The organism is Fibrobacter sp., from assembly GCF_045112255.1.
In the GTDB taxonomy this organism is placed as follows: Bacteria; Fibrobacterota; Fibrobacteria; order Fibrobacterales; family Fibrobacteraceae; genus Fibrobacter.
This window is the reverse complement of record NZ_JBGUHR010000071.1, coordinates 1-15927: the sequence shown is the minus strand read 5'-3', so window position 1 is coordinate 15927 and position 15927 is coordinate 1. Positions and strand designations below refer to the sequence as shown.

The window sequence follows — 15927 nt, the reverse complement described above, 5'->3', positions numbered from 1 at the left end:
ATCCGGCTGTTCGCCGGATTTCAATTATTTGTGCTCTTTCTCGTACTCGTCAATCGCATACATCAGCATCGGCTCCGCCTTGCATTTAGGCAGATGGGCAATCGCCCTCATCTGGCTTTCGATACAGTGGAGTACGGTGTACTTGCCTACCTTCTCAAGCTCGTACCGTTCGGTAGCGACAATGCGCGTGTTTGCCGCAGTCGGTGGAGTGCCGACAACCTTGTCGAACTTGTACACGTACTTCGGCACGTTCTTCGCCACGTTGCGCAAGTAATTGTCAATCTGGACTGGCGGTAGCATATCCAGCATGCCAGAAAACATGATGGCGTTGAGCAATTCCCTTGTAGTAGCCATATATACTCCTAGTTTGTATATTGATATGCCGGAATACCGAAGTCGCCGAACGCACTGTTCATGCGGCCCACGTACTGACCGTTAGGCATCACGACCGACGCATCCTCTATGCAAGGGGCTATCGGTGACATGTTGCTGTACTCGGCCTTCAACTGGGCTTCCTTCAACATTTCCAGCTGCTGGTGACGGTCGTAGATTTCGGCGTTGATCCACATGTGGGTCGGACGGACTCGCGTATTCAGCTTCATCACTTGTTCAAGCGCCTTGACCACCTTCGGATAGTTCTTCCTAGCGTACTGGTATTTAGCACGGTAGTAATAACCTTCTGGACGGTCTGGGAGCTCGTTAATGAACATCATCGAGCGCTCGTCAAGGAGATCGAGCAAGTTCTCTCGTAGCGCTATGTCGCAGATCGCCTCCATGGCCTTCGCCCTTTCCTCGTTTGTAAAAGTAGGGAACTCGTCCACGGTGATGATGTACCAGTCCAGCGCGGTGAAGAAGTCGTTCATGTCGCGAGCGGAGTTGCCGAGGTAGAAGGCAATACGCTGCGTGTGCTCCTTGCGCCATTCCTTCATGAGGCTCTTGACGTTTCGAGCGATGTCACGGCAAGTCTTGACATTGCGGATGCGGAAGCGAGTCGTCACGATAGTATTCTGCGGATCCTCGTTGACCATATACTCATGGATAGAGCCAATGAACTTGGCCGTAGTCCTCGGAGCGATACGGACGCGAGGGAACGCGAACGAAGGATCGACTTCGGTAAGCATCGTGATGCAAGCATGCGGCATCTTGCGGGTTATCTTGTCAAAGGCCAAGCGAACCTCGCGAGGCTTCAGTATCTCGTCGTTGACGTCGATCCACATGACGTAATCACATGTCGCACTCGATATGGCGTAGTTCTTCGCCGCGCCGAAGTCGAATATGCCGTCGTCATCGTGGAACTTGCTCCCAACGTTGACAAGAACGATGCGAGAGTTCGGATGTCTTGATGCCCAACCCTTGATAAGTTCCAGCGTACCGTCCTTTGAACCAGTATCGATAATTACATACTCGTTCACAAGCGGAAGTAAAGCGTCGAGACACCTCACGACGCTTTTCTTTCCATTACGGACAACCAGACAACCGCTGAGTGTAGCCATTAGTCCTCGATGATCATCGGATCAAGGGCGGCCATGATCTGGATGCCGTTGCCATTGACAATTTCCGGGATTTCGGAGAGCTTGACGGTCTTGATGATAAAGTCGTCTTCCTCGTCAAGGAATTCCTCACGGCGCTGGTCAATGGCAGTCACTTCATCCAAGAGTTCCTTGTTCTGGTCACGGAGTTCGTTGATGCGAGATATTAAGAGCTCGCGCTTGTCGACTGGCATGACGTTCGGATCCTGGGAGTTCAAGATACGGTCGCGTTCTTGATTAGGAAGCTTGCTGAAGCCTGACACCACGGATTCGCCAACTTCGTTGAGGATGGCAATACGCTTGTTCTCGTATTCTTCCCACTGCGGCGGATACGGGTTAGCCTCGATGGAGAGCTTGTACTCTTCCTTGGCCATTTCGCGGTTCTTCATGACGGCATAGCAGAACTTGCCCACCATCGGAGTCTTGAACAGTTTTTCGGCTTGAATAAGGACAAAGCCGAGATCGATAACCTTACGACGTGAAAGTTTCATCGTTTGATTCCTTTTATTGTTTTCTGTGGTTAAATTACTTCATTTCGATAATACGTGACGGTTTGGTGTCATTCCGGAACGGAATGTGTCTTAACAGCATCATATCGACATAACGCTGTAAAGAGTCCTTATAGTCGTCATGCTGATTCTGGTCGCCGCCGACATTACCATTGAGCATAATTTCGGCAGTAATAGCAATGTTCAACCCAAGCTGGTCGCAAACCAGACCCATAAATTGGTCTTCACAACCCCACCGATTAAACACCTCTACAAAGAATTCGCCGTCATTATATTCCATAATTTTGCGGATAGCCCCATACTTTATACCAAATCCGCAACTATAGAACGGATTGCACAAAGTACCCGTGTCAAGGACTATAGCCCCTTTGCTCGGAACATGATACTTCTTGATACGAGTATCGTTGTCGCATGTATAAAGCACACCGTCGACATCCTCATTGGCAAACAACGCCGCCAAGAATTCATCATTAGGTTGTACTATATACCTATCGCCGTCGAAGAATTCGATTATGTCGTCATCGGACAGCGCAAACTGCTGTATAATAGCTTGCAAACCAATATTACGGTTCTTACTACGGTTACCAGCAGCCGCGACGACCTTATATTGCAAACCATTGTCACGACATGTGTCCAAGTCGTCTTGTGTCGGCGCATCGAATACGAATACCGTCGGCACAGACTTATCGAACTTCAGAATAGAGCTTGTCTGGTTATGGGATATCACAACTCGATATCGCATTAGTACTCCATGATATAGACCTTGTCACCAATTCGAGTAAACAACATTTTTGCACGAGCCAACTCGGTTAACTGATGATTTGTGTTCTCACTATCAACAGCACCGCTATTAGGATCAGTAACTGGATAGAACGTCGGCTTAATAGTATTATTAGACGTCGTGTCGGAAGCACCCCAATGATGAACCGTACAATCGCCCGAATAGGATTTCGTGTTATAAGAACTGAAATAAATGAGTGGATCGTAGAATATGTCAGCATCGATGTGAGTGCCGTCGTACTGCTTCGATACCGGAGACGCTTGACGCCTATAAGTAGCGTCAGTGTGCTGTGACTGATCACCAATGGTACTCGAATCTGGGCCATTCACGCGGACGACATGCAAATTCACCTCGTATACAACGCCTTCCTTCAACGAATTCATATTGATAGCCAGCTGTTTACGGGCATTCATCATCCACTGCTCATGATAGTAAGTCTTAGAGTCTTCTTTGGTATAGTAGTAGTCCGATATTGCGTACCAGAAGTACCAATCAAGAACAGTAATACCGTCCTCGAAATTGAAGCCAGGATATTCGCTATACCACTGCAGAGTACAAGTTCCAGTATGCTCGCGTTGCATATCATCCACCGGAGCGATAAAGTCCGTCAATGTCGGTCGGCAAGTCAATACCTTGTCCATGTGCTTGTCCTTCCAACCCTGATAGATATACGTATGGTCTTCACCAGATCCCCAGTCTGGGTGATTCAACGACCACGTACCACCACCATGAGCATCACCAGACAACGGATTAAAGTCCGTTATGACAGCACGGCCAGCGCCAGCGCCATTACCAGCTGGCTTTCCAAGACCAATATGCAAAGTACCATCGAGTTCTTGCTTATCTTGTACGACAAGCGCCATGCCAGCAAACGGACAGTCAACCATCAAGTGATGTTCGTCTTGGACGGATGGATCATAGTAATCATAAATCGCATTACCATTCGTATGATAGCTACGATAAGTGATACATGCACGTGCGCGTTCAGCTAGCGCAGCATCAATCGTGCCAGTAACCGTGGATCCGTTGATCGTAACTGTCATGTCACAAATCTTAGTACCATTTTTTTCGCCGCCACTCCACGTCTCGACGGTATACAAGGAGATCGTAACTGGCGTCTCCGGATCGTACACTTCATCAGCATCGAATGTGAAGCTTACAGATGTTTCACCAACAGCTAAATCAGCGAAATAATCGTTTGAATAGTCTCTGTACAAATACGTAGTATTGGTAGCCGTTTCCGTCCATGGGCCACCAAGCGCAGTACTTCTGATAATTTTGCTATAACTGTAGGAGCTACCACGAGCTTCATTGATTAACGCAGTCGCCAAATTATTGTTAGTATTAAAACCCTTATAGATGTGGGTCTTATCTTCAGTCGGATCCTCCATCTGGTAACGAGACGTACCAATCTTGAGCAACATGAAATTACATTCACGAGTGCCGTAACCACCCAGAGCAAGACCACCAGTGTAAATCATCGGAGCCTTACACGGTTCGTATGTATCCTCAAACGAATACTCCCAGTCAAGAGTATTCGGACGCTTTGAAATATAATCCCATCCTTCCTTTGACACACCATACCAATAAGAGAATCCGTAGGCATTCTTGTCTGAGCCAATAAATACAAAGCGATCCTTAAATGTCGCCTTATGACGAATATCATCGCTGTCTTGCTGTGCCGCGATGAAATGGCCAGTTGTATTAGGACTATCAGTTCCGCCACTCCACTCTTGCTTGGTCTCCGCGTGGCCAATCCACCAGATATTGTCAAAATATCCGAACGGCCCAGTAGTCGCATCACGGACATAGCCATAATCATCACCAAGCGTGTTGATAAAGGAGTTCTTATACTGTATCTTTCTTGTGCCGCTACGGTCACCCATGATGATAGAGTTTTCACTGCCATATCCAGCATTCAAATCATCGCCAAGCATAATCATATTCTTGAGATGACCCGGTGTGCTATACAAGTTAGCGAAGTATTCTGGGTTCGTACCGAATACGGTTCCGTCATGATCAAGATCGCCAGTCTTACTACCGCAAGTAACACCGCCACCCCATACATAACTACTATAGGACACATACAAGGTCACACCCTTGACGTCACGAGATACCGTCGTCGGCGTACCACCTTGTCCGTTCAAGAAATTCAAAGTACCAGTGCCAATGATAATCATATCATCTTTGCCTTGGTTATTCCAAATAGCATCGGTGGACGGATACGGCCAACGGTCAGGATTACCATACTTGTCGTTAAACTCATCAACGGTCAATACTTCACGAACATTAAGCGCGGTAGCCGTACGGAACCCGCCGAGTTGTTCATCGTAAATTTTGTGGTTATTGATGTTCTGGCCGAACATGATCGAGTTAGACGTTCCATGAGGAACAACAATATTTTCACCCGACGCATATACATGCGCCACATTACGGTCTATCCAGGTGTTTCCATCTTCAAAATGATTGCCGCTGGAAATTCTAGTATTAGATCCAGTTTTGTTGACCGAGTGAACGCTACCGTGAAGAGCGGATGCAAATATATCGTCCTCATCACCATAGCCGACAGTCGACGAATTCATATAAACCGCATCCATATCGGACGTAGCAGTGAATGTGCCGATTGGCTGCATACCACCAAAATTCAACTCACCAGAAATGGATGAAAATTCAACAAGACTATCGACTTCATTTCGGCCTAGCAATATCGACTTAGCTACTTGACCAAACTTATATTTTGTACTAAACTGCGAGGCTTGATAGTTTTCGCTAACATCATTATGGCCAATAAGAATTGATTTATCCACGGATCCGTCGATCCACGAATCTGTTTCCGAGCTAAGTAACATACTTTCGGTAACATATTCTAGCTCGCCACTATGCATGTTAATAATGCTGTTTTTCGCATAAGCAACGGCAAGATGTCCATCAGCATACTTGTCAAACGACGTCTTACCACGGCCTCCCATCAGCAACGTACTAGATGACGTGCTTCCCAAGATGCCATAGTCAGACATGTTAATCGAGCGCGTACCAAGAGTTGCGCTATCTCGGCCAAGATTCATCGATTCGTCACCAACAACCACATTGGTAGCTTCAATCAATACTGGGACGGCAGTCTCTGGATCATCTTGGTAATGCGGAACCCCGTGCTCATCTTCAACAATAGCACGACCATTCGTCTTGTAAATCTTTATCGGCGTTGATTCGTCCAAAGTATCAATACCGCGAACAGCGCCGTTACCAGTCTTCGTGGAGTCCACGATGTTCTTCATATAGTTATGCGTATGTCCTTCGAGGGCATAACGGTCGCCGTCGTCACCGACACCGCATGCGGTATTTTCGCCAGACATGTCGGCAATCTGCTGACGCAAGTAGTTAATCTCGACGCCAAGGGTCGTCACAGCTTCAGCTGCGCTAGCGTTGGCAATCAGCTGGTTCTTGTACCAAGTAATTGCATCGCTTTCGTACAAATTGTAGTAGATGCCAGACTCGTCGACGATACCAGTATCGGCAACGTTTAGCTGGAAGTTGAATACGCACTTGTGCATACCGTCTTCGCTCAAGACGATCGGAGAAGACAAGTCGCGAACGGCGAATAGACGCGGCTTGCTGTTGCCAGCAATCTGCATCTGGATGTTGTACTTATTCTTGCTCTGGTTGTCGGCGGTATTGGAATTATAGGCATGCAGAGTCACCGGAACGGCATAGAGACCGATACGGTTAAACTTGAAACCAAGCTTGTACTTGGCCAGCTTGTCCTTGTCAGTGACTGGATCGAGCTTCTGGCCATTTTCATAATAAGCGGTAGACTGGCGAGTGATCTTGGAGAACACTTCGTCAAGGTCGACTTCGACCGTGTACTTCACGTTAGCTACGTGTTCGTCGTCGGTCGTACTGATAACGTCGTAATGAGAAATAGGGAACAGCTTGGTAGCGAAGGCCAAGTTACGGCATGCTGGCTCATAGTCAACGGCATAACCAGTCACGTTGGCACCAGCATGAAAACGGTTGAAGTTGGAAACGCTCTGCGCTTGTTCAAACGATGTCAGATAATGGTAGCTGTCTTCTGGAGAACCGTAAGTAAAGTCCTTGCTTGCGTTCCAGCTGTACTTGTCGCCAGAATCCCAGTTCGGAGACTTGCTGATGATACGAGTATCGGAAGACACGGTGTCATTAAAGGTGACTCCAGCGTCCCAAGCGACTGGTTCGCCACGATAATACAGAGGAGCCGGGATCGGAAGCTTGGATTTCTCCACAACGGAATTGTCCTCGTCCTTTGCGCCGACACCAAAATACTCGGAATACTTCTGGAGACCGTAAGGGATGTCATCGCCTTCGACTGGGTGGCCATCCTCGTTGACAGATTCGAGAACGATCAGCTTGTTTGCGCCAGTCTCTGGGTCAAGCACATAACGGTACTTGCTGATGACGCTTCCGGTGTACATGCACTCGTTGAAAAGATTGTATGCGGCAGACTCACCGATATCGGTGTCAAGACCAACCGGAGTCATGGCCCCTTGGAACAAGTTATAAATCACGTCGCCTTTCTGCGTAAGCTCGGTCATGTCGGCGCTGAGAGGATCCAGCGGCGCGTCATTGCTTTCGGATACACGGTACTCGTCGGGCACATACGCCAGACCAAAGTAACCAATCCAGTACTGAACCGTCCCATCAGCGCGGGTCTGGTTCATAATGTTCAAGCCATTGTTGGTAATTACAGTCTTCATCGAGCGTTCCAATGTTATGCAGAAACTAGTTTATTAGTTTCCGAATCGGAACGCACGGCTAGAAGTCGCAATTTTCTTCCATACAAGGGTCTACAGCCAGCTCCGTGTCTGGCTCCAGACCGAGGATACAAGTAGAATCTTCGACAGCACCGCCAGAGGATACCAGCTTCAGCGGAATATCGATCGTACCGTTGAATACGAGGCGGATTCCGTCGAAAACGACTTGAATCGGCTTGCATCGACGAATCTGCTCCTTCATGCGAGTCAGTTCCTCGTTACCCATTAGGACGCTGTTGAAGTTCTCGTTCTCGATGATGTCAAGGACGACGTGCGGCGTCGGAACCCACGAGGACGTAGTCTTGCCGTTGGCCAAGTCAATATCCATCTGTTCATGGACTTCGTCTTGGCGGATCAGCCTTCCATACGGATCATCGGTGTTTGTCCACATAGTAATCAAGTCGCCTACCAATCCGAACGTGGCCATAAGCATGTTGATACCCGGCTTCGTACCGCTGAGTGCGTAGTATTGCGGCAAGTGCGCAATGGCCGCACGGATAGCAGCTTCGCGTTCCGTGCTGTTGCGGTAGATATTGCTGGCGTTGATGTCGTCAGCAAGCGCCGTAATGTCATATCCCATGAACCTTGCCAGATAGCCGATAAGGTCGAGGTCGATTACTTCTGGGTCACGGAGATAGGCAAGACGCTCGATTCGTTCGGCCAGCGGATAGCCCATGTCCGGAACTCCCTTGAACGACGGATCCATGTCGTCACGAGGAGCAACCGTAGCGTAATCGTACTTAGAAGAATACTCAAGTTCGACCTTCTGCGTAGTGTCGAGGTTGTCGACGTGCGGGTGCTCGAAGTGGTAGTTTCGTGCGCAAGCGTAACCGACCGTGTATGCGTCAACATCAGCCGCCACGTCAGCATCGGTGTATGTAATATACTTGTACTCGGCTTCTTCATCCAAGTCTTCCCCAGCATCAAACGCCGGATTGCGCTTCAAGTCAACCGACATCTGGTCAATCTTGAAAGTACGCTTCGCGGCCATCGGAACCCATGCGGTATTTTCGGACACCTTCCATGCGCGGCACTCGTCCAAGCATACTTGGGCCTTGGTTATCACGACGTCGCCATTCTTGAAACGGATGATCTCGTCGCCAAGCTTGTAACTGTATTCGCCACTCAGACGCGGAAGATTACGGTCTTCGATTACATAACCCTTGAACAAGCTACCATTGGTAATGTCGGAACGGTCAAGCTCGAACGTATAGTCGTCGATGACCGTAGTAACCACAGCCGTCATGATCCAGTTCAACTTTTCATAATTGTAGATGTTAGTTCCATCAGTATCGATAAGCACATGGTCGCCAACATTGAATCCGTGCTTGTACTTCATCTTGTATCGGCGCGGCGCGTGATTGTCTGGATCTGGGTCGATGTACTCCATGATGGTATTCGATGTCACGTAGGACACGAGATTGCTCTTCTTGTCCCAGTCATAGCCATCAAGCGTGTACTTGTACCAACGGCCAACATAGACCGTCATCTGCCTATTGGTGATAGGCGCGATAAGGTCATCGATCGCTGCCGACGGATCGACGTAGATACTAAAGGAACCGCCGTTATGCACTTCCTTGATAGTATGCCAGCCGCAGACTGCACCTTGGTTTACATACTCAATGTACACTCGTCCCTTGTTGGCATAGATGTCATTCGCATTTTCCACATCGAGTTCTGGTATGCGCTTCGATGTCAGCACTTCGACATAAGACGGATCATCGACCTTCTGGATTGCCTTGATTACATGTCCTTCGCTGCGAGCGAATGTCGGATTGGTCACGCTCACGTCGAACATGTTATGGCGGCTGTAAATCGCATGCGGAGTAAGGATGTCTGTAGCGCTTACCGCCTTCCACTGGCCTTGTTCGACAAGATACAACGAGCCGCCAACGGCAATATCGGACTCATTAACATACGGATAAACGTCATCACGCAAATCAATGTTGGATACCTCGCTAATCGGCATGATGGTCGGGCCAACTACGGCGATATCGCCTTCTTGCGGATAACTGTCACTGTCGTCGAGATAAGTACGAGTGTACTGGACTGTAATGTCCTCGACAGTACCCAACGACATGACATAGCCAGCACCAGTAAACTTATCGGTCGTGTACTGGAACACGTCCGGAGACACGACAGTAATCGGTGCATTCTCTGCATCGAATACAGCCTTCTTGTCTGCGTCATCGACAGAAACCGTTGCGTTGATTAGCGCACCGTCAGCCAAGTTATGACCGCTAGACTGGATAGTCACTACCCACTTGCCATCCTCGTTGCGCTGTGCCATCGGTACGGAGTCGATATCGATGTCGATTAGAGGACTTCCGCATCCAGACAACATCGTATTGCTCGGAAGGACATGCGTACGAGAAGTCTTCCTCAAGTTGACATTCACCGGACTGCGAGTATTTCCGACAAGTGAACTGTCAGAATAGAATTCGACAAAGCCAGCACGATCCATCGGAGCGACGCCAATGTCGTCATTGTAGTACACATACTGCCTTTGCTGCCAACCATACTTCAGACGGACATCGTTGACCTTCTTCACGTACAGCGGCAAGCGCAAAGTCTTCATGTTGCCTTGGTAATTCACCTTTTCTTCGTAATCCAGCGGACTGACCGGGCCGCAATACGGCATGTAGGAATTCGTGATTTCCTTGAAGCCCACGGAGTAATGCGCCGTGTTATCGACGGTAATTCGGTTCTCGTCAGAAATTTCACCAAGTTCGTTAACGGTCACTTCACGGTTCACGTAGTAGACCTTGCCATCGTCTGGCTTATAGACATATTCTCCGCTATGGTAGGACTGCTGGGGATTCCACGGCTTAACATCAGTTACCATCTTCAACAGACTATAATCTGCAGAGCCATTGGTCTGCGCCAGCATGTATTCTGCCGTAAAGATGTCACCAGTGTAGCTCTTCTGCTTCGCCGCGCCAAGAATAACTCCACTAGAGCCTTCGCGCATCTTGACATAGTTGAACTTGTAGATGGACGCTGCATTTGCGGTATCGACATACACGCGCTTAATCGGCGTCGGTTCATCCAACGTCACTTCGACGCCCATTGGCTTTAGCGCAGCAATACGACGGTATCCACCATGGAACCCTTCGATCTGTTTGATCTGGAACAGCACTTCCTTGTCGTTTCCGTCAACCTTGACCGTCGCAGTGAAGTACTCGCCAATCTCAAACGGATGCTTGTTGGTGTTCGTAATCGCATTAAAATAGACAAACTCACTGTCTGTATCTGTCATCGAAGCGACATCAAGAAGCATACCAGCATTGCAGTTATACAAGGTAATATCGTTTTGCAGCGTAGACAGCATTAGTTGTACACCAGTAATCACTAAGCGGAACTTTCCGTTATTAGCTCGGACACACGATTCAATCGTTCCAATGCCCGGCGTAGTGCCATCAAAACCAGTAAATTCACGAGACCATACTTGCGAACCAAGTGTCACGACGTTCGACAGATCGGTGTCGATCTGTATTGTACTTGCGGCAACACGAGATGCCTTTCCAGTATACAGTACATCGTTCTCATACACTACTGCACGAGTCAGCTTCGTATTCGGATTCAGTCCCATCACATGTTCAAACAAGTCGGAAACTTCCTCGTTCCAAGTGACCATCGGCATCTTGTTGTCGAAGTCAAGAATGTACTTGCTTGCTGCAAGAGGAATCGACAGAAGCGTCAGCTTGTCCTTGTACTTTACGTTGTCCTCGATCTGGTAATCGTAATTCGATATATTGACCAAGTCGATATACAAGCTTCCTTCATCGAAACGGTCTCCAGATGCGATGTTTCCGTTCATACGGTACACGCCAAGGTTCTGCGAACCGTTCATTACATAGAATATCGCATTCGCATAGATGCCTGGGAACGCATCGAGATACACGCGGTACATGCCAGCGATCTTGTCGACCTTGGTAATGTGGTAGCGGTCTACGGAAGGATCGTTCAGAGTATCGCTCAGATCCATCGAGCCAGAATTGGCAAGATTAGTCAAGTTGGCGGAGCTGCTGTCACGGAAATAGAACATGCCAGTAGGATATTCGCCAGTCCAGCCAAATCCCTTCTGGTCACCAAACTTGATGTAGGTATTATAAGTTCCGTCCTCGACCTTCGTAGCGCCAGTCAAATTGTAGTAGTCGACATAGATGCTGTCATCCTTGCCGTCAGCATTCACGTCATAGGTAGCGATACCAGAGGCGGACACACGCTCTACGTTGGTGATGTGGACTGGGAAGTAGACTTCATAGTAGACCAAGTCGCCATGGTTTCCGCCGTAACGGCAAACCACATGGCCGACGTTGTCAACCTTGAACTGGATAGCGGTCGTCGGATCGTTGTACGAACCAGTAAACGGGTCTTGCGACGCGGCCATCGAATCCTTCTTGAGGATGTTCGCGTCCTTCACGTAGTAGTAGGCGACGAGCTCGCCGAGCTTGCGCTTGCGGTACTTCACATACACCACATCGCCGTCGTCCAACGCATCCGCTCCGCCGATTCGAGTGCTTGCCGAAGACAAAGTGTCAACGATTTCGTCAAGGTCAACCTCGATAGTCTTCTGATACTCGGCATTGGAACTGCCGATAGTGACATTGCTCTTTACGTTGTTGCGAGGCGCTGACAAGTACATGACCGATTCTCCACGGTCACATGCCAGCTTGAACATATCGCAAAGGCGTTCCATCCAAGTCTGCACGACAGTACGGTCAGTACTCGTACATACCTTGACCAGTTCGAACTCCTCCGTGACATCGACGTTGCGGTATGCGTTGTTGATGTAGTCGGACATCACTTGCAGATAAGTGACGACGTCCGGTTCCGAACGAAGGAACTCCGGCAAGTAGCCGATGAAATCGGTGAAGCGGTATTGACCATTCTTGTTATAGACTATCGGATTCATTCTAGTCCATCCTATTCAGTGAGCAAGACAGAGTCCAGAGAAACGGTAAGGTCGATTTCGTCAACCGGGACGACAACCTGGACAATTTCATTGTCGTTCGTATAATTGGTGATGTTGCCATTATCGTCGATCAAGCTCTTGGTGACGTAGTAGGCAAGCACGTTACGGATGAGCTTGATGTAGTTCAAGCCGTACTTCAAGTAGTCGTACAAAGTATTTCCGTTCACCTCGGACATAGACGTAATCGTGTCGGTATCCTTGAACGTCAGCGAGTCTGGGCCAAGTTCCCAGCCCTTGATGGCGTCGATCAGCGCACGGAGGCTGCGCACGGTCTCGATATCGCCTTGTGCAGTTGCTGTATCGATCTGGTCGGCAATCGGCGTATAGATCTGCTGCATAACCTGTGACCAGATATAGGCAACGAAACGGTCGATTTCGAGGTCGGTAACAGTCTCAAGATGGTTCGAAATCATCGTCGAGCAGTAGTCGGCAATCAAGTTCTGGATAGTAGACTGGTTCGGCATCGTAAACGTACGAGTCGTGGTCGTCTTGACATTGGACTCGACGAGGGTGTACTGCAAAGTAAAGTCGAACGGATCGATGGTCACAGAACCCGGCGCGATAAATTCGCTCGTCACGCTGCCAAGCCACGGAAGCTGGGCGACATTAAGCGCATTGTACTGGTTAACGACCGGAGCGAACGTCACGTCGACACCCTCGACTTCGGTCAAGTTATGGACAAGCGCCTCGATACGAGAACGGTAGATAGGAGAAGCAAACTCGGTATTGTCGCTCAAGTACTTGTAAATGATGTTCTGTACTCGTTCCTTGACGTCGGTGAAGTTATTGCCACGGTACAAGGTAATATCGAGATGGCACTGCATTTCATGGACGCTCGGATACACGTAGTTGTGGTATCCGCCGCCAAGAGTAACCATGCCGCGCTGGTTAAGCGATGTCATTACGTTGTACAGCTCGGAACCAGTCTCGACAAAGTCAAGCGGAGACAGCTTCGCGGAATACACTTGGTAGTCCATCGGAATGTCGGACGGCATGACGGCCTTCCTGATGGCTTGCTTTACTTGCGCACTGACATCCACGTAGCCTTCGGAATTCTTGTAGCAAACGACACCGTTGAATACGGAGTCGATTGCCTTGTTCACTCGTTCCGCCATAGCCCAGTGGCCAGAGTCAAGACCCTGCTTGGACAATTCGCCATAGTCATACAGCCAAGTGTACATCAAGCCGTTAATCTTACAGCCGTCGAGGAAGTACTCATTGGAAGTCGTCGGATAGTAGTTCTTGTCCTTCTTGCGGTACAAGCTCTTGAGCACACTGAACCGAATCTGGTTCATGAACTTAACGTCGATGCTGCCGTTCTGCAGCTTCGTATTCAAGATGTCCTCACCGAACGCGGTGGCGTACTTCACGTCAGCATAGCGGCGTAGGAAAATCTTATAGCTCATACGGTTAACGAGCTTGTCCAAAGAGTTGAAAATATACGGTGCGTCGGCCTTGATGGATTCGATAGACTGGATGTCGAGACCGCTGCGGATATCGGTGGTCAACGCGATGTTCAAGTCTTCGAGGGTGATGTCGCTTTCGGTTCCGTCGCCCTGAGTAATCACGATCTTGGAGTCGCTGGTTGCCAGAACCGTACCAGCCACGTCGAGAAGGTTTCCGCCTTCGCCGAGCGTGGAGAAATAGGTCACGTTGATAAGACCGTACGGAATCGCGGAGTTCAAGCCGTCGCCGAACTTCAGCTGTACGTTGCCGTCGTTAGCCGTAGTGATTTCGACGGTGTAGTTGTCGGTATAGTTGTCTTGTCCAGCGGCGAACTTCTCGATGTCGTTAAGTACGTTCTCCTTGGACGGGTCGATAAGGCCACGGCGAGAGACGCGCCAGTAGAGCTTGTCATTAACGACGACGCTTGGATCTACGTTGTCCATAAGGGTAGCGTCGGAAGTAACCGTCGTGAATGCAGCCGCACGGTGAGCCACGTTACCGTCATCGTCGAAGTTGGGGTCATTGTCACCAAAGTAATCGGAGAAAGTCGTGTCGTTGACGACGTGAATCTGGTTCTGCTTGCCAGTAGAGACCAGCGTTTCGGTCTTGAACTGACCTTCGGCCACGACGGCCTTTCCAGAGACGAGCGTCATCAAGCCAGTATTGGACGGATCGGTATTCCTGTTGTAGTAGAACTCCATGTCGTCCATTGCGGTCAAGGTAAGGCCGCCGATGGTGAACTCGGTTCCCTTCGGAATACGGACGCGGATGCTGTTGTACTTACCAGTCTTGGTGGCAGCGATACCGATGCCAGCCTTTGCCGGAACCGGACGGCGTATGCTATAACCAAGCATACGAGCGTTCGCGTATATGGAAGGCGTAGAAGTAGACGAAGGTTCCATGAAGGCGTTCATGAAGCCAGATTCCGCATAGTAGCCCATCAAGTCTGCCGTACCGGAGAACAAGTCGGTCATCAATCGACCGTAGGAACTTTCAGAGGCATCGGCGAGATTGCCGCCCTTCGCCTTCATGATCGAAACGAGGTGTTCACGAACGGCCTCGAACGATATTTTCGCATATTTGCGTTGATCTAGTGCATTCGACATAAATACCGATTCCAAATAGTCGTATGCAGTTTATCAGTTCTGGGCGCAAGGTCAACTGATAAACTGCTGGACGAGGTATCGAATGCCAAGCTTGAAGCTACATCTTTCTGGAAACGTACGTGCGGCCAACATGGTCGTACCGAATTTTAGCGTACTGGCTTCAGTATCCAAGCCACTCTGGGACGACCGTCTCGGAGGTTTCGTCGAACGGTCTGAAAAGTCCCAGATCAACCATCCAGATTTCCAGCACGACACTCGGCTCGGCATGGGTCATTACTACCGTAACGAAAACGCATTCCGCGACCACGAGCGCTACAACATCATGGCCGCAGCGCAGATCAAGCGTCAAGGCACCCAGTTCAAGTATTACACGACGACTTACGATACCAAGGCAGACCCGCTGTTCCATGAGGACAACAGCAGAAGCATCGACAGAATGTTCGATGTCCGCGCCACGATTACATTTACGCCGCAGAACGAGCTGTACGCTCGATTCGGTATCCAGTACACCGCAAAGACGGAAGTCTTGATGCACATGGGACTTTTCCTCGAATGGAACTACCGTTCCCTTCGCGAGCACGGCGTCAAGCCGCTCTGCAGTACCAATCCGAAAGACCACAACCCAGTCTGGTGGCAGCGTGGATACGAGAAATTCAACTACTACGGCTATACGGCAGCCCAGATCTTCCCAAAGGCTGGCGACCTGCTGAAGGCCGAATACGACAACAAGCTTTATTCAATCACATCCGTTACTGACGAAGTGCCAGAGTACGAGTACAAGTGGAGAAAGT

General features: G+C 49.3%; 8 protein-coding genes. 1 reads left to right on the top strand and 7 read right to left on the bottom strand.

The features are described from left to right. Positions 1-24: 24 nt before the first annotated feature. The 7 genes from ACJMM9_RS10225 to ACJMM9_RS10195 are packed head-to-tail and all read right to left on the bottom strand — an operon-like array spanning position 25 to position 15136. Positions 25-354 (bottom strand): hypothetical protein, encoded by a 330-nt coding sequence (locus ACJMM9_RS10225; protein WP_405326387.1) that lies wholly within the window; start codon positions 352-354, stop codon positions 25-27. Between the two features lie 8 nt (positions 355-362). Continuing rightward, the gene (locus ACJMM9_RS10220; protein ID WP_405326384.1) at positions 363-1493 is read right to left on the bottom strand and encodes a glycosyltransferase; all 1131 of its coding nucleotides are present in this window, start codon (positions 1491-1493) and stop codon (positions 363-365) included. Next, a complete protein-coding gene (locus ACJMM9_RS10215; RefSeq protein WP_405326381.1) occupies positions 1493-2020 on the bottom strand; it encodes a hypothetical protein in 528 nt (175 codons plus the stop codon). Before ACJMM9_RS10215 ends, ACJMM9_RS10220 begins: the two co-directional genes overlap by 1 nt. Before the next feature lie 34 nt (positions 2021-2054). After that, positions 2055-2780: a hypothetical protein gene (locus tag ACJMM9_RS10210; protein ID WP_405326378.1), complete on the bottom strand. Its 726-nt coding sequence runs from the start codon at positions 2778-2780 to the stop codon at positions 2055-2057. Beyond that, positions 2780-7549 (bottom strand): hypothetical protein, encoded by a 4770-nt coding sequence (locus tag ACJMM9_RS10205; protein ID WP_405326376.1) that lies wholly within the window; start codon positions 7547-7549, stop codon positions 2780-2782. The genes ACJMM9_RS10210 and ACJMM9_RS10205 overlap by 1 nt, the downstream gene beginning before the upstream one ends. Before the next feature lie 58 nt (positions 7550-7607). Then, the gene (locus ACJMM9_RS10200; RefSeq protein WP_405326373.1) at positions 7608-12524 is read right to left on the bottom strand and encodes a hypothetical protein; all 4917 of its coding nucleotides are present in this window, start codon (positions 12522-12524) and stop codon (positions 7608-7610) included. Positions 12525-12535: 11 nt separating this feature from the next. Beyond that, the gene (locus tag ACJMM9_RS10195) at positions 12536-15136 is read right to left on the bottom strand and encodes a hypothetical protein (RefSeq protein WP_405326370.1); all 2601 of its coding nucleotides are present in this window, start codon (positions 15134-15136) and stop codon (positions 12536-12538) included. An 82-nt stretch (positions 15137-15218) separates the two neighbouring features. Between ACJMM9_RS10195 and ACJMM9_RS10190 the strand changes: the two genes are divergently transcribed. Further along, positions 15219-15927 (top strand): hypothetical protein (locus tag ACJMM9_RS10190; protein ID WP_405326368.1); only part of this gene is annotated, 709 nt, incomplete at its 3' end.

What these genes read in the sequence shown, in the direction of transcription:
- ACJMM9_RS10225 (WP_405326387.1), bottom strand. Translation starts at nt 354, where the DNA reads ATGGCTACTACAAGGGAATTGCTCAACGCCATCATGTTTTCTGGCATG.
- ACJMM9_RS10220 (WP_405326384.1), bottom strand. Translation starts at nt 1,493, where the DNA reads ATGGCTACACTCAGCGGTTGTCTGGTTGTCCGTAATGGAAAGAAAAGC.
- ACJMM9_RS10215 (WP_405326381.1), bottom strand. Translation starts at nt 2,020, where the DNA reads ATGAAACTTTCACGTCGTAAGGTTATCGATCTCGGCTTTGTCCTTATT.
- ACJMM9_RS10210 (WP_405326378.1), bottom strand. Translation starts at nt 2,780, where the DNA reads ATGCGATATCGAGTTGTGATATCCCATAACCAGACAAGCTCTATTCTG.
- ACJMM9_RS10205 (WP_405326376.1), bottom strand. Translation starts at nt 7,549, where the DNA reads ATGAAGACTGTAATTACCAACAATGGCTTGAACATTATGAACCAGACC.
- ACJMM9_RS10200 (WP_405326373.1), bottom strand. Translation starts at nt 12,524, where the DNA reads ATGAATCCGATAGTCTATAACAAGAATGGTCAATACCGCTTCACCGAT.
- ACJMM9_RS10195 (WP_405326370.1), bottom strand. Translation starts at nt 15,136, where the DNA reads ATGTCGAATGCACTAGATCAACGCAAATATGCGAAAATATCGTTCGAG.